Raw genomic sequence first — 23,667 nt, 5'->3', positions numbered from 1 at the left:
TCCGGCTGATGAGGTGCGATGAGGAGGCACAGGGCCTCGTCGACCTGGCTGAGCACGGCGTCAGATCAATCCTTCACGCAGTGCGTAAGCCACCGCGTGCGAGCGGTTCCGGAGCTGGAACCGGTTGGTCACGTCGTGCAGGATGCTCTTCACCGTGCGCTCCGAATAGCAGAGCTGATCCGCGATCTCCTGGGTCGAAAACCCCGACGCGACCAGCTTGAGCACTTCGGTCTCCCGGTTGCTCATGCCGCCGAACTGCAGGCCGCGCGGCTGCAGGACTTGACGTTGCAGCCGGGAGACCCGGTGCAGGAGCCTGCCGAGCAGATCGGGCGGAATCGCGCCTTCCCCGGCGGCGGCCGCCTTGATCAGCCGGACCAGCAGGTCGGCGCCGGCCTCCGAGCGGCGGGCGACCGCGCAGACACCGTGCTCGATGACGCCGAGGATCTCGTTGTCGTCGACTTCACCCGCGATGAGCACGATGCGGGTGAACCCCTGGTGGTGGAGCGCGGACAGCAGTCGCGTCATCGCCTCGTCGAGGCGGTCGGTGACCAGGAGGGCCACCATGCTCGGGTCGGCGGTCTCCCCGTCCACCAGCCAGACGTCGTCACGGGAGCGCAGCGTCATGCAGATGCCCTTGTGCAGGATCGGATCGGTGGCGCGGACGACCACCGGTGTCCTGTTCGGTTCGAACATGTGAGTCCCATTCCCCTCGAACGGTGCGAGGGCCCCGCCCCTCGCACCACTCACCCTGCCGGGTGAGGTGTCCCGGGCGCATGGGACTCCGGTCCCGACATTGCCCGAAAAGTCGCCCTTATCGGGGTTGCTCGGTGAGGTCGCCGGTGGGCGCGGTCCGTGAAGGCCGCCCGCCCTAGCGGCTCAGCCCTGCTTTGGCCTGTCCATAAGGGGTCGTGAGTAATTTGGGTCGTTCTAACCCTCATCGCCACTCACGACCCCCTCGCGAACCGCACAGAGAGCCATCAAACGGCCACTCAATTGCCAGAACATGTCCCTTGTGGACACTGCGCAGGATCAGGCCTGCCCTACCTCGGCTTTGCCGGACCGTGACCTTGAGAGCAGGGATCCCGGCCGCCGCGCTCCGGGCCGCGGCCGGGCTCCGATCACGCCACCAGCAATAACGCCCGGCTGAGCTGTTCAGCGACCCAGCCCGGCTTCGCGGGCCCGCACGATGGCTTCGGCGCGGTCCGTGACGTGAAGCTTGCTGAATACGTTGGAAATGTGGTTCCGCACGGTTTTCGGGCTGAGACACAGTCTGCCGGCGATGGCGGTGTTGCTGTGGCCCCCGGCGATGAGCGAGAGGACCTCTCGTTCGCGAACGGTCAGTTCCGGGAACACCGTCGGCGTGGAGTGGTTGAAAAAGCTGAGGACTCGCGTCGCGATATCGGGCCCGAAGATCGCTTCGCGCCTTGCGACGGCTTGGACGGCGCGGATGATTTCGTCGGGTTCGGCGTCTTTCAGCAGATATCCGCGGGCTCCGGCTCGCATCGCGGAGAAAACGGATTCGCTTTCGTCCGCCATGGTCAGCATGAGCACGCCGACGTCCGGCTGTTCGGCGACGATGTGCCGGGTCGCTTCGGCGCCGCTGAGGTCGGGCAGGTGCAGGTCCATGACCACGACGTCCGGCACGAGGGCACTCGCCGCGCTGATCGCGTGAGCCCCGCTCGCGGCCTCGCCGACCACGTCGATCTGTGGTTCGTTGGCGAGCAGTGTGCACACCCCGAATCGGAACAACGGATGGTCGTCGACCACGAGCACGCGAAGGCGTTCGTTCATCCGGTTCTCCCCCTGTCTCCCCGACGCGGCACGCTAACGAGAGGGGCCGGTCGCGGACAACGCGTGGTCCGGACAGCGGACCGGCGAGAATTAAACGCCCGATGAGTGTCGCGTATTACCGGGTTCCGCCCAAGTCATTAACCCTTTCGGCCCAGGCGGGGAGCAAGGGACCTCTGCTCGCGTTCGTTAGCACGCTAACTAACGGGAGCAAAGGTCCCTTGCTCTCTTTCCGCAGGTCAGGCGAAGGCAGCGGCGTGCTCGCGAGCCCAGTCGGCGAACGTCAGCGGCGCCCGGCCGAGGAGTTCGCGGACGGTGCCGAACACGATCTCCTCGTTTCCGGCGGACTGCCGTTTGAGTTCGAAGAGCCCGTCGATCGTCGAAGCGGGCCAGCCGTACCCGAGCATCTTGGCGCGGGCGTCGGCTTCGGGCTCTTCGACGTAGGCCAGCTGCCGGCCGAGGACGTCGCCCAGGATCTCGACCTGGTGCCGCGTCGTAAGGGCCTCGCCGCCGGTGATCGGATACGTCTTGCCCGCGTGCCCGTCGGTGGTCAGCACGGTCGCGGCGACTTCGGCGATGTCGCGGACGTGCACCAGCGCGGACGGCGGATCGCCTTCGGGGACCCGGATGACGCCGTCGCCGCGCACGGCGTGCAGCCAGGCGAACCGGTTGTCCATGAACGTGCCGGGACGCAGGATCGTCCAGTCCGGCCCGGCCTCGCGCACGGCTTGCTCGGCGGCGGCGTGCACCGACGAGATCGGATCCGTCTGTCCGAAATGGACACCGGTGGTGGAGAGCTTGACGAGCCGGTCGACGCCGGTGGCCGCCCTGACCACCGCGCGTTCCTGGGTGAGCCCGTCCGAGCCGTGCCCGGAAGTGAGGATGAAGACGCGATCGACGCCGTCGAGCAGCGCGGGGTCGAAGGCGTCGAGATCACCGGCGGTGACTTCGGCACGCGGATCGAGGCGGGCGCGGGCGGGATCACGGGTCAGCGCGCGTACGCGAGCGCCCTTGTCCAACAGCATGGGAACGAGTTCGCGGCCGATTTTGCCGGTGGAACCGAGAACGAGAATCATCGAAGAACTCCTTAGTGGTGGCGCCGCAGCTGGACGCGCGGCAGGAAGAGGGAAGCGGCGAGGCCGATCGCGAGCGCGGGAACCATTACCCAGAACACGCCGTTGAGCGCGGACGCGTAACCGGCGGGGCTGTCGGTGCCGAACGCATTGGTGAACACCGCGCCGAAGACGGTCAGCCCGGCCGTGGTGCCGAGGGAACGAAGGAAACCGACGGTCGCCGAAACGGCGCCCAGGTCGGTCCGGGGAACGCCCTGCTGGGCCGCCATGGAGAGCACCTGCATGTTGAGCCCCGCGGCGAAGCCGAACACGACGAGATAGGTGACGACGAGCGGCAACGGTGTCGTCTCGTCCATGGTGGACATCGCCAGGGCGGCGGCGAGGCCGAGGGTCATGCTGAGGATCGGCGCCCAGCGGTAGGCGCCGGTCTTGGCGATGATCCGGCCCGCGACCGTCGACGACGCGGCGACCGCGAGCGTCATCGGCAGGAGCAGGAGCCCGGCTTCCGAAGGTCCGGCGCCACCCGCGGTCTGCAGGAAGAGCGCCAGGTAGTTGACCGAACCCAGGAAGACGAACCCGGCCGCGGCGCTGGCGAGCACGCTCAGGCCGAACATCCTGACGCGGAACAGCCGGAGCGGGATGATCGGCTCGGCCGCCCGGCGCTCGATGACCAGGAAGACGACGAGCAGCACGGCGCCGATCGACGCGGACAGCGGTGTCGCCAGGGTCAGGCCGACGATCGCGCCGGACAGGGCGACGATCCCGGCGAAGTCGAACGGTGCGGTCGTCCGTCGTCGTTCGAGCCGGAGAAAGCGTGCGACGGCGACGAGGGCGACCAGCCCGATCGGCACGTTGACTCCGAAGATCGAGCGCCAGCCCGCGAGGTCGGTCAGCACGCCGCCGACGACCGGGCCCGCCAATGAGGAACCGGCGAAACAGAGGGAGAACCAGGCGAAATAGCGGGCGCCTTCGCGACCGGGGAACAGTTCGCCGATGATCGCGGCGACCGCGACGAACAGGCCGCCGGAGCCGACGCCCTGCAGGACGCGGGCGGCGATCAGCAGCGGCATCGTCGGCGCGAGCGCGCAGGCGAGGGAGCCGAGGGTGAACAGCGCGATCGCGGCGAGAACGACGCGTTTGCGGCCGAAGAGGTCGCCGAGCTTCCCGTAGACGGGTGCGCTGACGCTGCCGGCCAGCAGGTAGGCGGTGGTGACCCAGGCGAACGACGCGGCGCCGCCCAGTTCGCCGACCATGCGGGGGAGGGCGGTCGCGACGACCTGGGCGTCGAGCATCGCCAGGAACACGGCGGCGAAAAGCCCGACGAGGGCAAGGGTGTGCTGGACGCGCGGAGGCGCGCCGAGAGCGGTGCTCAAGAAAAAGATCCATTCACTGGAGAAAACGAGGGAACGCGAAGGACGCGGAGCGCTGCTTCGAAAGCAGCCCCGGCATCCCCGCCAAGACGGGAAAAGGCTCAACCGTCATCCGAACCGGATGCGGTCCTCTTCGCGCTTGGCGATCACCTCGAATTCGTCCCGCTCGACCGTACGAACCCGGCCGGCGTCACCTGTGAAGGAACGTTGACATGGATGACCCTAGACATTCACATGTCTTTTGACAAGTACCTGTCCGGGAACTACTCAGCGGAGCGGGATGACGTCTTCGTCCGGCTCGTCGCTGTCCCGGCGGCGTTTGCCCAGCTCATCCGGGAAGACCCACTTCTTGAAACCCCAGAAGCGGAAGAACATGGCCAGGAGCATGCCGATGATCGACCCGCTCGTGAAGTCCGCGAACTCCTGGACGAACCGCGTCACGTGCGGCACTTCGAGATCGAAGACGTACCGCGACGTGTACAGCGGGATCAGGTTGACCACCACGGCGATCCCGCTGATCGCGAAGAAGAGCGTCGCCTCGTGTGCCCGCTCGCGGCCGCCGCGGGTCCGGAAGGACCATTCGCGGTTGAGGATGTAGGACACGATCGTGGCGACGATGATCGCGATCGCCTTCGCGGTGGTCGGCTTCGACTCCAGCACGCTGAGCTTCAGCAGGTACCAGACGCCGTTGTCGACCAGGAACGTCGTGCCGCCGACGATTCCGAACTTCAGCAGTTCACGGTGCTTGATCAGCACGGATCGGAACGGCTCCGGCGTCCGGGAAAGGACGGATTCGACCACGGTCACCCGACCAGTCTAATTCGCTCCGGCTCTCGAATGGGCTGGTAGGGCATAGCCGGAGCGTTATATGACACTTTGGGCGATTCTCCCGGCGACGGGGGAGCAAGGGACCTTTGCTGTCACTTCCCAGGTCAGGCGGCCCGGTCGTCCAGGTCGTCCGGAGCGCGGCGCCCGCCGCCCCGCAGCAGCCGCGGCCGCGCGTCGGCTTCGGGGAACACCCACTTCTTGAACGACCACCAGCGGAACACGGTGCCGAGCAGCGTCCCGACGAGCACGCCGCTGACGAAGTCCGCGATCTCCTGGGTCAGCAGCCCGACGTGCGGCTGCTCCAGCCCGAGCACATACCGCGAGACCAGCTGCGGGAGCGCGTTGAGCCCGAGCGCGATCGCGCTGAGCAGGAAGAAGAGCGCGGCCTCGTGTGCCCGCTCACGACCGCCCCGGGTCCGAAAGGACCACTCGCGATTCGCCACGTAGGAGAAAACGGTCGCCACCAGGACGCCGATGACCAGCGCGGTCACCGGTTTGTCGGTCAGCACGGTGAACTTCAGCCCGTAGGTGATCGTCATCGTGATGACGAAACTCGCACCCCCAACCGTGGCGAAACGCAACAGTTCCCGGTGTTTCGCCAGCATGAGGGCACGCTACTAAAGGAGACCTCCGAAGACCCCTTCGGGCTTCACAGTCGGCTTCGACTTACCCGGCCGCGGTGGCGCGCTCGTCGTCGTGGGCTGCGGGGCCGGCTCCTGCTTCGCCGATTCCGAAGGCGTCCCTGACGGCGAAGGCTTCTTCGACGGAGCAGGCCATCCAGGTCGCCCTGGCTTCGTCGTCTCCGAAGTGGCCGGAGGCTTCGAAGTGACTGAAGGCACCGACGGCAGCGAAGGCGGAGTGGTCGGCGGAAGCAGCGCCGAGTCGTCACACCAGTGGTGCCAGCAGCCGAAGTGGACCTCCACCGGCTTCGCCTTCGCGACGCCGAGGGTGGCGTTCACCGTCACCGGAAGGTTGTCCGCCGGACGTCCCTTCAACCGGACCCACAGGCTGACCTGACGTCCCGGAGTCAACGAGCCACGCGAAGTGCACGACGCGCCTTCGCCGGTCGGCCGACAAGGGATGCCGTACACGCTCCAGGAGTTGAGCACCCGGTGGTCGAGGGTGATCGTCACCGGCTTCGTCGTCTTGCCCGTGTTCTTCACGCGGACCAGCACCAGCGGGTTCCGGTTCCACGGGAACGCCGCCAGTCCGTCGCTCTCGGCCCGCAGGACGAGGTCGTCCGGTGGCGCGGGCACCTTGACCTTCACCGCGACCGACACCTTGATCTGCGCGCCCGCCGTCACCGAACCGGTCACCATGCTGCCGTCGACGGCCGTTTCATCGGCGAGCAGCCGGAACGTCAGCACCGCGGACTGTCCCGGTTCGAGTCCGGTACCGGTCCGGCACGACACGGTGCCGGTACCGCCGGGGCAGCTCACCGCGATCGGAGCGGGCGCCTGCTGCCGGAAGCCGGTGACGCCCGGCGCGCCACCGCCGGCGGCGGGGACGGCCGTCACGCCCTTCGGCAGATTCAGCGAGACCGCGACAGGTTCGGACTTCGAGCCACCGTCGTTGCGCACGGTGATCGGCAGGTTGGCTTCTTCACCGGGCTGGAGCTGAACGCCACCGGCCGGGGTCGCCGCCGTCATCACCGGAGGCGATGGGATCACCGGCGACGGCGGCGCGGGCTGCTCGGCGGGCGGAGGTTGCTGAGCCGGCGGCGGTTGCTGCGCGGGCGGCGGCTGCTGAGCAGGAGGTTGCTGAGCCGGCGGTGGCTGCTGCGCGGGCGGCGGTTGCTGGGCGGGAGGTGGTTGCTGAGCAGGAGGTGGTTGCTGGGCGGGCGGAGGTTGCTGCGGAGAAGCGGGTGCCGCGGCGGGCGGCGGGACGGACGCCGCCGCGGGGATCTCCTGGGTGCCGCCACCGGCGGCGAGTGCCACCGCGACCGCGGCGACGATGGCCGCACTCGATCCGGCCACCCCGGCGAACTGGCGCGGTCCGGCCGCGGCGGCGCCCGCCGCCCCGCCCGAAGTCGACCCCGCGGCGGCGGCCGTCGCGGCCGCGGTGACCGCGCTCGCCTTGCCGGCCCCGGCGGTGGCCAGGTAACCGAGCGCCGCGCCACCGAGCACGATCGGCGCGATGATCCCGCGCAGACCGCCGTTGATGTCGGCCAGTTCCGCGGCCAGCGCGCGGCATTTCTCGCATTCGTCCAGGTGGTTCTCCACCTGGGCCCGTTCGCGTTTGGACAAGCCGTCGCGGGTCCACGCGCCGAGCTTGTCGGCACTCGCGCGGCAGCGTTCGCCGGAGTTCTCGGCAAGGTGGACCTGCAGATACGCCTGTCGCAGGCCTTCGCGGGCCCGGTAGGCCAGCGCGGAGACGCCGTTCGCGGTCAGTCCCAGCAGCGGCGCGACCTCGGCGGGGCTCTGTCCCTCGATCTCGGTGTGCCACAGCACCGCCTGCCATCGTTCGGGCAGCCGGGCGAACGCCTTCGCGGCGAGCGTGCGCTCGAGCCCGGCGACGGCGGTGTCGGAGAAGGGGACAGTCAACGCTTCGCCGACGGCGCCGCCGACGTCGGACATGTCCTCGTTCAGGTCGACGCGTTTTTCCTTGCGTGTCTTGTCGTAGGCAGTGTGCCGGAGCGCTGTCAACAGGTACGCGCGAAACGCCGTTTCGGGGCCCTTGCCGCCACGCAGCGTGTCCAGGACCTTCGCGAAGGCTTCCGAAACGAGGTCGTCGGCTTCCGAGCTGGACCGGGCGAGCTGGCGGGCGAGGTTGTGCGCCGCGCCGGCGTGACGCTCGTAAAGCGTTCCGTAAGACGCGATCTTCCCGTCACGCACCTCGGCGATCAGCTCGGCGTCACTCTTACCGGAGAGATCGGCGGGAACGATGGACACGGGACTCCTTCATCTGCTGGTTGGGCGGGTTCTACTCGTCTGACGCCCGAACAGGCTCAGTGTGACGGACCGGGCGACGCACGTCACCTCGCGGTACCGCCGATGACCCGGAGGGCGCAACACCTTCACCCAGGCCGGGTTACCGAAGAGTTCGGAAAGATCCTTGGAAAACGCCGTCACACCGGCCGTGGACCGGCGTCCCCACCGTGAAGCGATCGCAAGATCGAAAAGATCAGGACGGAAGGGGCGGTGGCCAGTGGACGTACCGGCGACCGGTGCGCCGTCCGGGGGACCCGACGGGCAAGCCGCCTGGAACCGGTTCGAACGAGACCGCTCTCTCCGCGCCCTGCGGGCTCGCTGGCGGACGGCCAGCCTGGCCTCGGGCTGGCGTTTCCCCAGTGACTGGGGCCTCCCCGAGGTCGACGCCGTCTGCGCGGCGGTGATCAAGAACGGACGAGCCGTCACCGCCGAGGTCACGGAGACCGCCCTCGCGGGATTGGGCAGGGCGCGCGCCGCGGCGGGGGCCGGACTGGCCGAGACGCTCGCGGATCTCGCGGCGTTGTACGCCGTGCTCGCCGACCTAGACGCGGTGGACGGTTTCCTCGCACCGGATGTCGACGCCACGCCATCCCGGTTACTCCGGGTGACGGCGTTGGCGTGGGCGGACGTGGCGACCGATCAGCTCGCGCACACCGAAGTCACCGAACCACTCACCGGACTGCCCACCGCCGCGTACCTGAGGACTCGGCTGAGTGAGCTGTACCGCCAGGCCCGCCGTGACGAGCGGCCGGTGTCGGAGGCGCACACGCTGCTGGTGGTCTCGATGGACTTCAGCTCCGTCGCGGGCTGGCCACGGCTGACCGCGATGATCCTGGTGGCGGACGCGTTGAAGCAGGTGTTCGACGGCGGGGAGAGCGTCGCCTCGCTCGGGCCGTCGGTCGCGGGCGCGCTGGTGTCGAAGGACGTAAGGCTCGCTTCGTCCGGCGTCGCCCTCCGACGGGCGCTCAACGAGCGGCTTTCGGTGGACGCGCAGCTACGCGATACCGGCCGTCCGCGGATTTCGGCGGTCCGGCTCCCGCCGTCCTACGACGCGGCCTGCGATCTGCTCACCTCGCTCGCCCGTTCCTGAGGGGCTAGCGCAAGACGTTCTCCAGGTCGCGGGCGACCCGGTCGACCAGCGACGACCCGGTTCATGATTTCCTGTTTCCGTGACCCGGACTGTTTCCGCCGATCCGAACGGCGACGTTTCGGCGAGCCGACCGCAGCATCGCCTCTCGTTGCGAAAGTCGCTCGCCCGCTTGTCCGTCCGGCCGAGGTCGATCCTGATCCTCTCGGTGATCCCGCTGGTCGCGATCGGTTTCGGCATCTGGGGCTGGCAGCACGAATGGGTGCTGGGCGTGGACAGCGCGGTGTACCGCGCCGGCGCGGAGACGTTGCTCAACGGCGATCCGCTGTACGACGCCAACACTCTTCCGGTGGAGCCGTGGTGGGCGCTGCTGCCGTTCACCTATCCGCCGACGGCCGCGCTGCTGTTCATCCCGCTCGCGCTGGTGCCGACACAGGTCGCCTGGGGTCTGCTGACCGCGGTCTCGCTGCTCGCGATGGCCCTGTGCGTCCGGATCGCCATCGGCGCGCTGCCGAAGCCGCCTGCCGACGGCCCCCGCTGGTGGGCCTCGCCCGCTCGGTCCACGCTCGCGTTCTTCCTGGTCTTCCTCGGCCTCGAACCGGTCTGGCGCACGATCTTCCTCGGTCAGATCAACCTGATCCTGATGGCGCTCGTGATGCTCGACATCCTGGTCATCGGCGCCCGCGGCAGCCGCTGGGGCGGGGTGCTCGTCGGCGTCGCGGCCGCGGTGAAACTCACCCCGATCGTCTTCCTCGGACATCTGTTCATCACCGGCCGCCGGATGGACGCCGTCCGCGGGCTCGTCACGTTCGTCGTGATGCAGGGCTTGATGTTCCTGATCATCCCGCACGACGCGGCCCGGTACTGGACCTACACCCTGCCCGACACCGGCCGTATCGGCCCGGTGCACTGGGCGGGGAACCAGTCGCTGAACGCGTTGATGAACCGCTTCACCGAGCTCGCGCCCTGGGCGTCGAAGGCGGCGATGGGGATCGGCGCGCTGCTCGCGATCCCCGCGATCTGGCTGGTGCTGCGCTTCCACCGCAAGGGCCAGGCGCTCGCGGCGATGCTGGTGACGGCGTTCTGGATCCTGCTGGTCTCGCCGATCTCCTGGACCCATCACTGGGTCTGGGTCGTGCCGCTGGTCGTCCTGCTGGTCTCGCGCCTGCCGCAGACCACACCCGCCACCGCGTGGAAACGCTGGCTCGGCACCTTCGCGGTGTTCTTCGTCTTCATCAGCTGTGTGCTGCTGATCCTGCCGAACGGCCGCAACGTCGAGCTGCACTGGAAGGTGTGGCAGAACATCCTCGGCAGCGCGTACATCTTCATGCCGCTGGTGCTGGCGCTCGCCCTCGCTGGACGGTGGTGGTACCTGCGCCGGAAACGGCCCACGGTGACCGAGCGGGACGCTGCGGGGGACGACGGCGAGCATGCTGAAGTCGCGCCCCGCGGCTGAGCCCCGCGTCGTCGGGGTCGCGCTGGCGGGTGCGCTCGCCCTGGCGATGCTCGTGGTGGGCATCGCGGCCTGGCTCGGCGAATGGCACCTCGGCGCGGACAGCGCCGTCTACCGCGCCGGCGCGCTCACCCTGCTGAAGGGCGAACCGCTCTACACACGCGAGGCGCTGACGACACTGCCGCCGTGGGTGCTGTTGCCGTTCACCTACACCCCGGCCGCGGCGCCGCTGTTCCTGCCGCTCGCGATCGTCCCGGCGGGGCTGACCTGGGGCGTCGTCGGCGCGCTCTCGCTGGTCTGCCTCAGCGTCGTGATCTCCGTCGTCGCCCGCGCTTGTGGCGCTCCCATCACCCGGTGGTGGGTTCTGCCGCTGGCCACGGCGGGTGCGCTGGCCCTGGAGCCGGTCTGGAAGACGATCTTCCTCGGGCAGATCAATATCGTCCTGATGGCGTTGATCGTCCTCGACGTCCTGGTGCTTTCGGCACGCGGTTCGCGCTGGGCCGGGGTGCTGATCGGGATCTCGGCCGCGATCAAGCTGACGCCGTTGATCTTCGTGCCGCATCTGCTGTTCACCGGACGCTGGAAGGACGCGCTGCGGGCGCTCGGGACGTTCGTCGCGCTCGAAGCGGTGATGTTCGCGGTCATCCCCGGTGACGCCTTCCGGTTCTGGACCGAAGCGGCCACCGACCCCAGCCGGGTCGGCTCCGTGCACTGGATCTTCAACCAGTCACTCAACGGGCTGGTGAACCGCGCCTCGGCACTCGCGCCGTGGTCGCTGACAGTGGCCATCGCGATCGCCGCCGTCCTGGCCGTGCCCGCCGTCTGGCTGGTCGTGCGCTTGCACCGCGGCGGTGATCAGGTCGGCGCGTTGCTGGTGACGGCGTTCTACGGGCTGTTGCTCTCGCCGGTGTCCTGGTCGCACCACTGGGTGTGGGCGGTGCCGCTGCTCGTCCTGCTCGTCGTCCGCCGATCGTGGGTTCCGGCCGCGAGCGTCGCGGTGCTGTTCGTGAGCGGCGTGATCATGTTCGTGCCCAACGGCGGGGACACCGAGTTCGGCTGGGGGCTGGGCTGGTCGCTGCTCGGCAACGTCTACGTCCTCACCGCTGCGATCACCATCACAGGCTTGGCGGTGCGAGAGCTGCGACGCGGGTCCGCCCAGGTCGTGGCGGTGGCGGCCAAGTAATCTCATCCCCGGCGCAAGGGTTTCGAGCACGGCTTTTCTAGCGGGAGTGTGCGGCAGTAGTGGACAAGCGAACCGGTCTTCCGATCGTCGGCATGGTGGGCGGCGGGCAGCTGGCCAGGATGACCCACCAGGCGGCGATCTCCCTCGGCCAGTCCCTGCGTGTGCTGGCGGCCGGGGAGAACGAATCCGCCGGCCTCGTCGCGGGCGAGGTCGTGCACGGGCACCACACGGATCTCGAAGCGCTGCGCTCGTTCGCCGCCGGGGTCGATGTGCTGACCTTCGACCACGAGCACGTTCCCGGCGAGCACCTGCTGACGCTCGCGATGGAAGGCGTCACCATCCGGCCGGATCCGGCCGCGCTGTCGATGGCGCAGAACAAGCTCGTCATGCGCGAGATGATGGCCGGACTCGAGATCCCCGGCCCCGACTTCGCCGAAGTGTCCGCTGTGGACGATGTGATCTCTTTCGGTGACAAGCACTCCTGGCCTGTCGTGCTGAAGGCGGCACAGGGTGGCTACGACGGCCGCGGCGTCTGGATGCTCGACACCGCCCAGCACGCGCGCGAAACCGTCCCCGAACTGCTCGACGCCGGAACCCCGTTGCTGGTCGAGGAAAAGGTCGTCATGCGGCGCGAACTGTCCGCGCTGGTGGCCAGGTCCCCGTTCGGACAGGGCGCGGCGTGGCCGGTGGTGGAGACCGTGCAATCCGGCGGCATCAACACCGAGGTGCTCGCGCCCGCGCCGGGGCTGAGCTACGAGCGCACACAGCAGGCGCAGGACCTCGCGCTGCGGATCGCGGCGACACTGAACGTGACCGGGTTGCTCGCCGTCGAGTTGTTCGAGACCGACGAAGGGCTGCTGGTCAACGAACTCGCGATGCGCCCGCACAACTCGGGACACTGGACGCAGGACGGCTCGCGGACCTCACAGTTCGAGCAGCATCTGCGGGCCGTGCTCGACTACCCGCTCGGGGCCACCGACCTGATCGCTCCCGCCTGCGTGATGGCGAACGTCCTCGGCGCGCCCGAGGCACCCGAGATGGGCCCGGACGAGCGGCTGCATCACCTGTTCGCGCGGTACCCCGACGTCCGCGTTCACCTGTACGGCAAGGGAGAACGCCCCGGCCGCAAACTCGGCCACGTCAATTTCGCCGGCGAACGCATGGAGGAGCTGCGCGACCGCGCCCTGCTCTCCGCGCATTGGCTTTCCCACGCCGTCTGGCTCGACGGCTACGAAATTCACTAGGGAGTAATGGAAATGGCGCCGCAGGTTGGCCTGATCATGGGCAGCGACTCGGACTGGCCGACGATGGAAGCGGCCGGACAGGCGCTGGCCGAGTTCGGCGTCGAATACGAGGTCGGCGTCTACTCGGCGCACCGCACTCCGCAGCGGATGCTCGACTACGCGACGTCGGCCGCTTCGCGCGGCGTACGCGTGATCATCGCGGGTGCCGGCGGTGCCGCGCACCTGCCGGGCATGGTCGCGTCGGCGACGGTGCTGCCGGTGATCGGCGTGCCGGTGCCGCTGAAGTACCTCGACGGCATGGACTCGCTGCTGTCCATCGTCCAGATGCCGGCCGGTGTCCCGGTCGCGACGGTCTCCGTTGGCGGCGCACGGAACGCCGGTCTGCTCGCGGTGCGGATCCTCGCCGCTTCCGACGAGGGACTGCAGGCGAAGATGGCCCGGTTCCAGGCGGATCTGGAGCAGCTGGTGCTCGACAAGGACGCCGCCCTGCGCAAACGCGTCGAAGGCTGACCGCGTTTCGTCCTCTGAATGCGGTAGTTCGGCGTCGAACCACCGCGTTCAGAGGACGAAACGCGTGGCGTCATTCGGCGAGTTGCTTCCGCAGCTCCCGCTTGAGCACCTTCCCGGCGGCCGAGACCGGGATCTGGTCGACGAAGTGGATCGCTCGCAGTCGTTTGTACGGCAGGACACGTTCGCCGACCGCCGCCATGAGCTGCTCGGCGGTGACGTTTTCATCCGAGCGGACCACGAAGGCGACCGGCAGTTCGCCGACCTCGGTGTCCGGTTTGCCGACGACAGCGGCCGCCGAGACGCCGGGCAACGTGATCAGCAGCTCTTCGAGTTCGCGCGGGAAGACGTTGTATCCCTTGTACAGCAGCATGTCCTTCTTGCGGTCCACTATGGACAGATAGCCGTCCTCGTCGAGGATGCCGATGTCGCCGGTGTGCAGCCAGCCGTCGACGAGCGCGGCCGCGGTCTCCTCCGGGCGGTTGCGATATCCGGTCATCACCTGGGGCCCGCGTAGGCACACCTCACCGCGTTCCCCGGCGGGCAAGGAAACTTCGCCGCCTTCGGCAGGGACGATCTTGATTTCGGTGTCCGGCAACGGCAGGCCGACCGAGCCGACCTTGCGCTTGGCGGAACGGTAGGACGGCGCGATGACCGCGCCCATGGTGACCTCGGTGAGGCCGTAGCCCTCGGTGATGATCACGCCGGGGAACCGGTTGTGCAGGGCGCGGATCATCTCGTGGTTCATCGGCGCCGCCCCGGAGCCGATGGTCAGTACTGACGACAGGTCGGCCGTGTGGAAGGCCGGGCAGGCGAGCAGTGCCGCGAACAGCGCGGGCGCGCCGCCGATGGTGGTGACGCGCAGCATCTCGGCGTCGGCCACGTACGCGGCCGGGTCGAAGCGGTCGTGCAGGACGACGGTGCCGCCGTCGAGCAGCGGGACGTTGAGCGCGGCGATGGTGCCCATCGCGTGGAACCACGGCGTCAGGTTGAGCGCGATCCCGGTGCCGATCCGGGACGGCCACTCGTCCGGTTCGCCGAGCTGATCGACGGTCACCTCGCCCGCGTCGTCGAGCGCGGGGACCGCGCCCAGCCGCCAACAGGAACTCTGCAGGCTGTTGACCACGACGTTCCGGTGCGGCAGGCAGACACCTTTCGAACGACCGGTCGTACCGCCCGTGTACGCCAGATGGGCGAGATCGCGATAGATGTCGATCTTCAGGTCCGGTCGCTCGTCGGAGTGATCGGAGCAGAACTTCGTGAACTCGACCTCGCCGTCGCCCACTGCTTCGGGCGGGTGAACGACGATGCTCAGCCGTACCGACGTCCGGTCTCGGATCGAAGCGAGCACTCGCGCGACAGGGCCGACGGTGACGGCGGCGACCGCGCCGGCGTCGGCGAGCTGGAAGGCGAGGTCGTCCGGCGGGAGCAGGGGGTTCGCCGGGCTGAAGGTGGCGCCCGCGAGCAGCGTGCCGTAGTAGGCGACCGGGTACGCCAGGCAGTTCGGCAAGTGGAGCGCGACGACGTCGCCGCGCCCGACGCCCTCGGCGCGCAGCGCGTTCGCGAACCGGCAGGCCGCGCTGTACGTCTCGGCGAAGGTGAGGCTCTGGTCTCCGTGGGCGAAGGCCGTCCGGGAACCCCAGCGAGCAGCGGCGCCGGCCAGAATCGAGCCGACCGGGACCTCGGGATAGTCGAGCGACCTGGGAAGCTGAGTGAGCTGCATCACCCGAACGTACGGACTTTGCGGCCAAAGACACAAGCGCTCGCGATGTCGCACAATGTGAACGAGCGCTAACATCGGTCGAACTCCCCCACGCGTTAGAAGAGGTGACGAAGGTGTCTGACGGCCCGGGTCTGTACCAGCTTGCCGAGGAGCACGAAGAGCTGCGGGCCGCGGTCCGTGCCTTGGCGGAGAAGGAAATCGAGCCGTACGCGGCCGAGGTCGACGAAGACGAGCGGTACCCGATCGAGGCGTACAATGCCCTGGTCAAGTCGGGTTTCAACGCCGTCCACATCGACGAGGCCTACGACGGCCAGGGTGCGGACGCCATCGCCGCCTGCATCGTGATCGAAGAGGTCGCGCGTGTCGACGCGTCGGCGTCGCTGATCCCGGCGGTGAACAAGCTGGGCACGGTGCCGATCATCCTTTCGGCGTCGGAAGACCTCAAGAAGCTGGTGCTGCCTTCCATCGCCTCCGGTGAGGCGTCGGCGTCATACGCGCTTTCGGAGCGCGAAGCCGGCTCGGACACCGCGTCGATGCGCACCCGCGCGAAGCTCGACGGCGACCACTGGGTGCTCAACGGCACCAAGTGCTGGATCACCAACGCGGGTGAATCGTCCTGGTACACCGTGATGGCGGTGACCGACCCCAACGCCGAGAAGAAGGCCAACGGCATCTCCGCGTTCGTCGTGCACAAGGACGACCCCGGCTTCACCGTCGGCTCGAAGGAGCGGAAGCTCGGCATCAAGGGCTCGCCGACCCGCGAGATCCACTTCGAGAACTGCACCATCCCCGCCGACCGCATCATCGGCGAGCCCGGCACCGGTCTGAAGACCGCGCTGCGCACCCTCGACCACACCCGCCCGACCATCGGCGCGCAGGCGCTGGGCATCGCGCAGGGCGCGCTCGACGCGGCGATCGCGTACGTCAAGGAACGCAAGCAGTTCGGCAAGTCGATCTCGGAGTTCCAGGGCGTCCAGTTCATGCTGGCCGACATGGGCATCAAGATCGAGGCCGCCCGTAACCTCGTCTACGCCTCCGCCGCGGCGACCGAACGCGGCGACAAGCGCGGTGGCTACCTGGCCGCGGCCGCGAAGGCGTACGCGTCGGACATCGCGATGTCGGTGACGACGGACGCCGTGCAGCTCTTCGGTGGCGCGGGCTACACGCGCGACTTCCCGGTGGAGCGCATGATGCGCGACGCGAAAATCACCCAGATCTACGAAGGCACCAACCAGATCCAGCGCATGGTCATGGCACGCGCCCTGCTCAAGGGCTGAGCCTCACCAAGTACGTGAAGGCCCCCTTCACTGCGTCTAGCGCAGTGAAGGGGGCCTTCACGTACTTGCGGCGTCGAAGACTTCGCATTTAGAGGACGAAATGCGGGGGCTTCGGTGAGATGCTTCACGGAGGGGCGGCGATCATGGCCGCACGGTGTCACTCTCGAAGAATGTTCTGGTCCGCTCCGGTGTCGTGGACACCGCACGACGAGGCCGAGCTGATCGCCGGCTGGCGGTTGTGGCTCGAGCTCGGCGATCGCATGTGGCCGTCGGCCGCGTGGGACGGGACGGCGGCCGACGTCGTCAAGCCGCTGCGTGAGCTGGTCGCGGCGTGCGACGAGATCGAGACGGGCTACCGCAAGGCGGTGGCCGAGCCGTCCGAGGAGTTCATCCGCATCATCCAGTTCCTCGTGTGGACCGTGAGCACGGTGATCGAGCTGTGGGCCGACGACGAGGTCCCGCTCGACGCCGAGCGGATAGCGTTGCTGCACGCCGATCTGGCCGGGTTCGCCGAGCAGGCCGAGCGGGTGCTGGAGGTGCTGGCCGTCAGTGGGGGCTGGACGGGTCTGGCCGCGGAGCACCGGCGGACGGATCGCTGAGGCGATTCCGGCTTCTCGACCCACGCGAACCGCGAGTCCGCCAGGTACTCGGTCAGTGGGCGAGCCAGCGAGAGCAGAGTCGTCAGGTGCGATCGCGTAGCCGGTTCAAACCACCGTCTCTTCGGGCTCGACATAGTGGCGTGAGACGCCGTCGTTCGACCAAGTGCCGCCTAGGGTGCGACGGGACTTCAGGGCCGGTTCGCCCGGGTGAGCGTCGCCCAGGTGAAGCGGGACACCAGGGCGACGGACTCGACGCTGCCCGCATAACGTGCGCCACCTTCCACGGCGGGCATGCCGCTGTCCGAGTGCGCTTCCTGTCGGATACCTGTCGATCACGCTCTGGAGGTGCCGTCGGAGGCGCCCGGTGCCCTACCGTGATCCGGGTAAGTTGAATTTTCACCGATCAGAAAGCTGATACCCGATGTTCGCTCGTTTCAAGGATGTCGCCCTCCTGCTGGGCCGGATCGGGGTCGGTGTGGTGTTCCTCGCCCACGGCCTGCAGAAGTGGGATAACGGGATCGACGGCACGGCGAAGTTCTTCGAGCAGACAGGAATCCCGCTGCCGACGCTCGCGGCGATCTTCGCGATCGCGGTGGAGATCGTCGGAGCGATCTTGTTCATCGTCGGTTTCCTGACGCCGCTGGTGGGCCTCGGCTTCGTCGTGGTTTCCGTCGGTGCTCTGCTCTCGGTGCACCTCGACAACGGCCTGACCGGTCAGGGCGGTTACGAGCTGGTCCTCGTCCTGGCGGTCGCCGGACTCGCGCTCGGCTTCAACGCCGGAAAGCTCTCGCTCGACCATGTGCTCTTCGGGCGCAAGCGTGAGGCGAAGCAGCTTCAGGACGCCTGACCCATTTGAGATGAAGGGTCCTTTCCTTGCAAAATTTGCAAGGAAAGGACCCTTCATTTCACTTCAGGAGGGGAGATCCGCGGTCGTCCGCTCGGCTTCGCGCCGCGAAGCGAGTTTGGCCGGATCCGCGTTGGAGACCTGGACCAGATGCGCCCCGGCCGCGAGCGGCGTCAGGAATCCCGCGAGGATTCCTTCCGCGTCAATCCATTCCACAGTGGACAGAACACGGTCGTCCGCGGACAAACTCGCCGAAGAAGCACGGGAACGAGCTTCGGCGAGTACTTCGTCCACAGTGGACGAATCGAGGGCGGGAGTGTCGCCGGGCACGGGGAACAGCGGGCTGAACTGGTCGCCCGAAAGTCGGGCCTCGGTCAGGTAGTCCAGTGCCCCGTCCGGCACGGAACCGGCGGGCAGCCCCAGGCCCATCGGGTGCAGTGAGACGACGGCGGTCGCGGCCGCGTCGGAAACGCCGTCCGGGACGATGAACGCCACCCGCGCGCCCGCGGTCTCCGTCACCACCCTCGCGCCGCACCACCAGGCGCCCAGCAGGACGCCGGCGGTCTGCCAATGTGACGGCAGCACCACCGCGACCTCGTCGCCCGGCTCGACGTCGAACTCGTCGACCAGCCAGTTCGCCGTTTTGGCCGCCCAGTTCACCGTGGTCGCCACGGACAGCTCGACCCGGCTGCCCTGCTTGTCGTCGTAGTGGGTGATCAGCGGTTTCGCGAGCGACCCGAGCAGGGGCCGCAGCAAGAGATCGGTGAGGCTCACGCCCCAACGCTAGTTCACGCAGGGAACGCTCGAAGCGGCGAGCAGGGGAACCGCCCCCGGCGCCCCGCCGCCACCGCCCCGGCCCACCAGGCCGGAGACGAAGGTCCGCACGGCGGTGGGGTCGATCTCGACGATGCTCTGGCCGTCCTCGCTGCGGCCGTTGATGTTCACCACCGGAATGGTCGTGAACGTCAGGTCGCCCGACGCGATGCCCTTCGCCTGTTGCGCGAACTCCAGCAGGTCCAGCCCTTCGTCCAGGACGATCGACCGGTGCACGACGTCCATCAGGCCACTCATCGTCGACGGGCTGGTCAGCGTGCCCGCCGAGAGCACCTGGTTGAGCGCCGAGGACAGGAAGGTCTGCTGACGCACGATGCGATCGAGATCGCCGTGCGGCAGATTCTTCCGCTGGCGCACGAAGGACAGCGCCTCGCCGCCGGAGACGACCTGTTCCCCGCGCCGGAAGTTCGCGCCGGAGTCCTTGTCCTCGGTGGCGTGGTTCAGGCAGACCTTGACCCCGCCCAGCGCCTCGGTCAGCAGGTAGAACCCGAGCAGGTTGACCTCGGCGTAGTGGTCGATGCGGATCTGCGTCAGATCCTGGACGGTCTGGACCAGTGCCTTGCGGCCTTCCTGGTCGGAATCGCGTTCGAGTTTCGCCTGGTCGGACTCGCCGCGGTGCGCGTTCGCGTAGTTGGCCTTCGCGGCGCCGTATGCGGAATTGATCTTGTTCTTGCCGCGGCCGGGGATGTCGGTCCAGGTGTCGCGCGGAATCGAGACGCCGGACGGCTTTCCGCCCGTCTTCGGAATGCGCAGGATGATGATGGTGTCGGTGTTGACGCCGGGTTTTTCCTCGGTACGCAGTTGCTTGAGCACCTTCGACGGCAGCGGGTTGCCTTGCGCGTCGGTGCGCGCGTCGCTGCCGACCAGGAGGATGTCGGTCGCGCCGTCGTCGGCGGGCGGCGCGGCGGGATCGTCCGCCCTGCTCAGGGCGTTCGTCGTGGGGACGTTGTTCTGCAACTGGTCTTTGGTGACATACGCGTAGCCCGTCGTGCCGAGGGCGAGCAGCGACACGAGGCCGAGCGCGATCCGGCGGGTGAGCCTCCCGGCGCGGCGCAGCGGGCGCTCGGGCACGGCGAGGACGCCCGAGACGGCTTCGTCCTCGGCCGGGGTGGAGGGCTGGGGGAGCTGGTCCCGGGGGTACGGCGTCGGGACGAACGGAGGCTCTTCGTCACTCTCGGTGTCCGAGGTGGCGGCCTCGTCCGGTTTCGGCTCTTCGGTGTCCGATGTAGCCGAGCGTTCGCCGATGTCCTTGTCTTCGCTGTCCATCCCTGTTCACCACCCCTCGCGCTGCCCGTTGGTCCGATCGTAAGAGAAGGCTAGGTCACCGGGAGGTCGGCCACGCTGAGTACCCGGACATTAATTGACGCAGGGCACATTGCCCGCGACGATCGGCGTCGTGGTCGGCGCCGGAGCGCTGGAGGGCGGCTGGGCCGGCTTCGAGGCGGCAGACGACTTGGGCGGCGCCGTGGTCGCGCCGCCGGGGCCGGCGGACGCGCCCTTGAAGTCCTTGCCGAGCAGCACCCGCACCTTGCCGGGGGCGACATCGCGATCCGCTTCGGCCAGCACCGTGGTGCCGAAGACCTGCTTGATCAGGTCGAGCGCCTTCTCGTCGCCTGGCGCATACCGGATGACGGTGGAGTTGCGCGTGCTGAGCTTGGTGTCGGCCGCGAGCTTGAACCCCTTGCCCTGCAAGAGGTTCCGGGTGTCGGCGGCCAACGAGGGCGAACCCGACCCGTCGAACAGTTCGACGGTCACCGCTTCCGCGCCCGGCAGGGTGGCCGGGGCCTCGGTGGACGGCGGCTGCCCGTCGGAGGTCAGCCGGTTGATCTCGGCCTGCACCTGCGCCGGGTCCACGCGGAGCACGGCGGCGCCGCCGATGGTCGCGTCACCCTGGGTCGGGATCGTGTGGAACTCGACGTTTCCGCTGGTCAGGCCGCGCATCTGCGCGGCGAACTCCGGCAGGTCCCAGCCCGCCGACAGCACGACCGACTTCTTCACCGCTTCGATGAGGTTCGCGATCTTCGCCGGGTTGGCCAGGACGTCCGACGAAAGGACCTTGTTCGCCAGCCCGGACAGGAAGGCCTGCTGGCGCGCGATCCGGTCGAGGTCGCCGTTCTGCAGGTCGTACCGCTGGCGGACGAACGCGAGCGCCTGGACGCCTTCCACGGACTGCCGCCCGGCGGGCAGGTCGACCCCGGACTTCCGTTCCTTGACCGGACCGTTGAGGCAGACCTCGACGCCGCCGATCGCCTTGGTGATCTCGTAGAAGCTCGACAGGTTCACCTCGGCGTACCGGTCGATCATCTTCGGCTTGCCGATGAACTGCTCCAGCGTCGCGATCAGGTTCTTGCGCCCGGCGTCCTTGGCCTTGGCGTCGACGTCCTTGAGGTTCGTGTTGCCCTGTTGCTGCAACGTCCTCGACGTGTCGTTGTAGGCGTACACGTACGCGCTGTTGAGCTTGTGCTTGCCGAAGCCGCCGGTGATCTCTACCCACGAGTCACGGGGGAAGGAGATCGCGGTCGCCTTCTTCCCGTTCTGGGGGATGTGCACCAGGATCATCGTGTCGGTCTGGCGCTCGCCGTCGGAGTTGCCGGCGTGAAGCATGTCAAGGACCTCGCGCGGCAGCGGGTTGCCCTGCGCGTCGGTGCGGCTGTCCTGGCCGACGAGCAGGATGTCGATCGCGCCGTCCAGCGGTTTCGCCGGCGGGTGGCCGTTGTCCTCGAAGAGGTTGGTCGTGGCGAATCCCTGCGACGGGTCGCCGATGAACTGCCAGCCCCACCAGGTCAGCGCCAGGATCGTGATCGAGACCAGGCTGAACACGACCTTCACCCCGCGACGGGCGAACACCACGACGCCGCCACGGCGCGCCGGAATGGGTGGCCCAGGCCACTCGGTCACGTGCGGTCCTCCACGAATCTCCCCAGGGCACACGTGTGCCTCGGTCATAACTCTACTGATCCTCGTGTTAGACGTCCGTAGGCTGGTGAAAGGTTGCTCCGGTCGTGACACACTCGGCCGGTCGGGAAGTCGTGAGAGAGGGTCGCGGGATGCGGGTGCTGGTCACTGGGGGTGCCGGGTTCATCGGTTCGCATTACGTCCGGCAAGTGCTGACGGGGGCGTACCCGAGCTTGGCCGACGCCGAGGTCGTCGTGCTCGACAAGCTGACCTACGCGGGTAACGAAGCGAATCTGGAGTCGGTGAGCAAGAACCCGCGCTACCGGTTCGAAAAGGGCGATATCTGCGACGCCGCCCTGGTCAGCGAACTGATGCGGGGTGTCGACCTGGTCGTGCACTTCGCCGCCGAGTCCCATGTGGACCGTTCGATCGCCGGGGCGGCCGACTTCGTGCTGACCAACGTCCTCGGCACGCAGACCCTGTTGCAGGGCGCGCTCGAAGCCGAGGTCGGGAAATTCGTGCACGTGTCCACCGACGAGGTCTACGGCTCCATCGAGGAGGGTTCGTGGAGCGAAGACCACGCGCTGGAGCCGAATTCGCCGTACTCGGCTTCGAAGGCGTCCTCGGATCTGTTGGCACGTTCCTTCTTCCGTACGCACGGACTGCCTGTCTGTGTCACGAGGTGCTCGAACAACTACGGTCCGTACCAATTCCCGGAGAAGGTCATCCCGCTCTTCGTGACCAACCTGCTCGACGGCAAGAAGGTGCCGCTGTACGGCGACGGGCTCAACGTGCGTGACTGGCTGCACGTGGACGATCACTGTCGCGGTATCCAGTACGTCGCCGATGGCGGCAGGCCGGGCGAGGTCTACAACATCGGCGGTGGCACGGAACTGACCAACCGCGAGTTGACCGAGCGATTGCTGACCGCCGTCAGCGCGGACTGGGAGATGGTCGAGCCGGTCGAGGACCGCAAGGGGCACGACCGCCGGTACTCGGTCGACATCACCAAGATTTCGCGGGAGCTCGGTTACGCGCCTCAAATGTCCTTTGAGGACGGTTTGGCCGAAACCGTCGCTTGGTACGCCGAAAACCGGTCGTGGTGGGAGCCGCTGAAGAACCGTTCGGCACAGGGGAAATGACGGTGCTGAGCATTCTCGTGCCGGGTGGTTCCGGTCAGCTGGGGCAGGACATCGCCGCGTTGGCGCCGGATGCCGTGACGCCGTCGTCGGCGGAGCTGAACGTGCGGGACGCCGGCCAGGTCATCGCCGCGGTGACGGCGCTGGCGGCCAGGGCCCGCGCGGCCGGGACCTCGCCGGTGGTGATCAACGCGGCGGCCTACACCGCGGTGGACGCGGCGGAAACCGATGAGGAGCGCGCGTTCGCGGTGAACGCCGATGGCCCGAGGGTGCTCGCCGCGGCGTGCTCGTCGCGCGGAGTGCCGCTCATCCATGTCTCGACGGACTACGTCTTCGCGGGAGACGCGACTTCGCCGTACGAGACCGATGATCTGCTGGGGCCGCTCAACGCCTACGGCCGGACGAAGGCCGCGGGCGAGGACGCCGTCCTCGGGTCCGGGGCGCGCTCCTGGATCGTCCGTACCTCCTGGGTTTACGGCAAGACCGGGGCGAACTTCGTGAAGACCATGGCGCGCCTGGAAAAGGAGCGCCAAGAGCTGTCCGTTGTGGACGATCAGACCGGTTCGCCGACATGGTCCCGTGATCTCGCGGCCGGCCTGCTGGAGCTGGCGGGCCGGGTGGCGGCCGGGGAAGGGCCGGCGCGGCGGGTGCTGCACTGCACCGGTGGCGGGTCGACGACGTGGTGTGGGTTCGCGCGGGCGATCTTCGCGGAACTCGGTGCCGACCCGGCGCGGGTGAAGCCTTGTACGACGGCGGAATACCCGCGTCCGGCGACTCGGCCGTCGTACGGCGTGCTGTCGAACGCTTCGTGGCGCGAAGCCGGTCTCACGCCGCTTCGGGACTGGTCCGAGGCGCTCAAGGCCTACTTCGCGTCCTGATCTCTCCTGCGTTTC

General features: G+C 68.2%; 21 protein-coding genes. 10 read left to right on the top strand and 11 right to left on the bottom strand.

What is annotated here, in order from left to right; genetic code table 11:
* Positions 1 to 60 precede the first annotated feature (60 nt).
* From ACZ54P_RS21695 to ACZ54P_RS21665, 7 genes are all read right to left on the bottom strand, one after another.
* Entirely contained in the window at positions 61 to 693 is a 633-nt protein-coding gene (locus tag ACZ54P_RS21695) for a helix-turn-helix transcriptional regulator (RefSeq protein WP_465463358.1), read from the bottom strand.
* 459 nt (positions 694 to 1,152) lie between these two features.
* The gene (locus ACZ54P_RS21690) at positions 1,153 to 1,791 is read right to left on the bottom strand and encodes a response regulator (RefSeq protein WP_465463357.1); all 639 of its coding nucleotides are present in this window, start codon (positions 1,789 to 1,791) and stop codon (positions 1,153 to 1,155) included.
* A gap of 236 nt (positions 1,792 to 2,027) precedes the next feature.
* Positions 2,028 to 2,864 (bottom strand): NAD(P)H-binding protein, encoded by an 837-nt coding sequence (locus ACZ54P_RS21685; protein ID WP_465463356.1) that lies wholly within the window; start codon positions 2,862 to 2,864, stop codon positions 2,028 to 2,030.
* A gap of 11 nt (positions 2,865 to 2,875) precedes the next feature.
* Complete coding sequence (locus tag ACZ54P_RS21680) at positions 2,876 to 4,234, bottom strand: MDR family MFS transporter (protein ID WP_465463355.1); 1,359 nt, start codon at positions 4,232 to 4,234, stop codon at positions 2,876 to 2,878.
* Between the two features lie 264 nt (positions 4,235 to 4,498).
* The gene (locus ACZ54P_RS21675; protein WP_465463354.1) at positions 4,499 to 5,038 is read right to left on the bottom strand and encodes a GtrA family protein; all 540 of its coding nucleotides are present in this window, start codon (positions 5,036 to 5,038) and stop codon (positions 4,499 to 4,501) included.
* Between the two features lie 125 nt (positions 5,039 to 5,163).
* Positions 5,164 to 5,664, bottom strand: coding sequence for a GtrA family protein (locus ACZ54P_RS21670; protein ID WP_465463353.1), 501 nt, complete (start codon positions 5,662 to 5,664; stop codon positions 5,164 to 5,166).
* Between the two features lie 12 nt (positions 5,665 to 5,676).
* The gene (locus ACZ54P_RS21665) at positions 5,677 to 7,950 is read right to left on the bottom strand and encodes a sigma-70 family RNA polymerase sigma factor (protein ID WP_465463352.1); all 2,274 of its coding nucleotides are present in this window, start codon (positions 7,948 to 7,950) and stop codon (positions 5,677 to 5,679) included.
* Positions 7,951 to 8,206: 256 nt separating this feature from the next.
* Between ACZ54P_RS21665 and ACZ54P_RS21660 the strand changes: the two genes are divergently transcribed.
* The 5 genes from ACZ54P_RS21660 (at position 8,207) to purE (ending at position 13,466) form a co-directional block, all read left to right on the top strand.
* Positions 8,207 to 9,079: a GGDEF domain-containing protein gene (locus ACZ54P_RS21660; RefSeq protein WP_465463351.1), complete on the top strand. Its 873-nt coding sequence runs from the start codon at positions 8,207 to 8,209 to the stop codon at positions 9,077 to 9,079.
* Between the two features lie 79 nt (positions 9,080 to 9,158).
* Positions 9,159 to 10,532, top strand: coding sequence for a glycosyltransferase 87 family protein (locus tag ACZ54P_RS21655; protein WP_465463350.1), 1,374 nt, complete (start codon positions 9,159 to 9,161; stop codon positions 10,530 to 10,532).
* Positions 10,507 to 11,712 carry a glycosyltransferase 87 family protein gene (locus ACZ54P_RS21650; protein WP_465463349.1) on the top strand — a complete coding sequence of 402 codons (1,206 nt, stop codon included), beginning with the start codon at positions 10,507 to 10,509 and terminating at the stop codon, positions 11,710 to 11,712. Before ACZ54P_RS21655 ends, ACZ54P_RS21650 begins: the two co-directional genes overlap by 26 nt.
* Before the next feature lie 59 nt (positions 11,713 to 11,771).
* Complete coding sequence (locus ACZ54P_RS21645; RefSeq protein ID WP_465463348.1) at positions 11,772 to 12,956, top strand: 5-(carboxyamino)imidazole ribonucleotide synthase; 1,185 nt, start codon at positions 11,772 to 11,774, stop codon at positions 12,954 to 12,956.
* Between the two features lie 12 nt (positions 12,957 to 12,968).
* A complete protein-coding gene (gene purE, locus ACZ54P_RS21640; RefSeq protein ID WP_125789901.1) occupies positions 12,969 to 13,466 on the top strand; it encodes a 5-(carboxyamino)imidazole ribonucleotide mutase in 498 nt (165 codons plus the stop codon).
* 70 nt (positions 13,467 to 13,536) lie between these two features.
* Here the strand turns inward: purE and ACZ54P_RS21635 are convergent, their stop codons facing one another.
* The gene (locus ACZ54P_RS21635) at positions 13,537 to 15,186 is read right to left on the bottom strand and encodes a class I adenylate-forming enzyme family protein (protein ID WP_465463347.1); all 1,650 of its coding nucleotides are present in this window, start codon (positions 15,184 to 15,186) and stop codon (positions 13,537 to 13,539) included.
* A gap of 104 nt (positions 15,187 to 15,290) precedes the next feature.
* Here ACZ54P_RS21635 and ACZ54P_RS21630 point away from each other — a divergent pair, with 104 nt between their 5' ends.
* The 3 genes from ACZ54P_RS21630 to ACZ54P_RS21620 all read left to right on the top strand — a co-directional run bounded on the left by ACZ54P_RS21630 (position 15,291) and on the right by ACZ54P_RS21620 (position 17,909).
* Positions 15,291 to 16,463 (top strand): acyl-CoA dehydrogenase family protein, encoded by a 1,173-nt coding sequence (locus tag ACZ54P_RS21630; RefSeq protein WP_465463346.1) that lies wholly within the window; start codon positions 15,291 to 15,293, stop codon positions 16,461 to 16,463.
* Positions 16,464 to 16,633: 170 nt separating this feature from the next.
* Positions 16,634 to 17,062 (top strand): hypothetical protein, encoded by a 429-nt coding sequence (locus ACZ54P_RS21625; RefSeq protein WP_465463345.1) that lies wholly within the window; start codon positions 16,634 to 16,636, stop codon positions 17,060 to 17,062.
* Positions 17,063 to 17,483: 421 nt separating this feature from the next.
* Positions 17,484 to 17,909 carry a DoxX family protein gene (locus ACZ54P_RS21620; protein ID WP_037316109.1) on the top strand — a complete coding sequence of 142 codons (426 nt, stop codon included), beginning with the start codon at positions 17,484 to 17,486 and terminating at the stop codon, positions 17,907 to 17,909.
* Between the two features lie 63 nt (positions 17,910 to 17,972).
* Here the strand turns inward: ACZ54P_RS21620 and ACZ54P_RS21615 are convergent, their stop codons facing one another.
* The 3 genes from ACZ54P_RS21615 to ACZ54P_RS21605 form a co-directional block, all read right to left on the bottom strand.
* Entirely contained in the window at positions 17,973 to 18,680 is a 708-nt protein-coding gene (locus ACZ54P_RS21615; protein WP_465463344.1) for a TIGR03089 family protein, read from the bottom strand.
* Positions 18,681 to 18,689: 9 nt separating this feature from the next.
* Entirely contained in the window at positions 18,690 to 20,006 is a 1,317-nt protein-coding gene (locus ACZ54P_RS21610; RefSeq protein ID WP_465463343.1) for an LCP family protein, read from the bottom strand.
* A 90-nt stretch (positions 20,007 to 20,096) separates the two neighbouring features.
* Entirely contained in the window at positions 20,097 to 21,638 is a 1,542-nt protein-coding gene (locus tag ACZ54P_RS21605) for an LCP family protein (protein WP_465463342.1), read from the bottom strand.
* A gap of 149 nt (positions 21,639 to 21,787) precedes the next feature.
* On the opposite strand from ACZ54P_RS21605, the gene rfbB reads away from it, so the two are divergent.
* Both rfbB and rfbD read left to right on the top strand, forming a co-directional pair.
* Positions 21,788 to 22,777 carry a dTDP-glucose 4,6-dehydratase gene (gene rfbB, locus ACZ54P_RS21600; RefSeq protein ID WP_465463341.1) on the top strand — a complete coding sequence of 330 codons (990 nt, stop codon included), beginning with the start codon at positions 21,788 to 21,790 and terminating at the stop codon, positions 22,775 to 22,777.
* A complete protein-coding gene (rfbD, locus tag ACZ54P_RS21595) occupies positions 22,774 to 23,652 on the top strand; it encodes a dTDP-4-dehydrorhamnose reductase (RefSeq protein WP_465463340.1) in 879 nt (292 codons plus the stop codon). Before rfbB ends, rfbD begins: the two co-directional genes overlap by 4 nt.
* Positions 23,653 to 23,667 lie beyond the last annotated feature (15 nt).

It is taken from the genome of Amycolatopsis sp. NPDC034160 (assembly GCF_055575355.1).
This window is presented reverse-complemented; position numbering and strand designations above follow the sequence as displayed.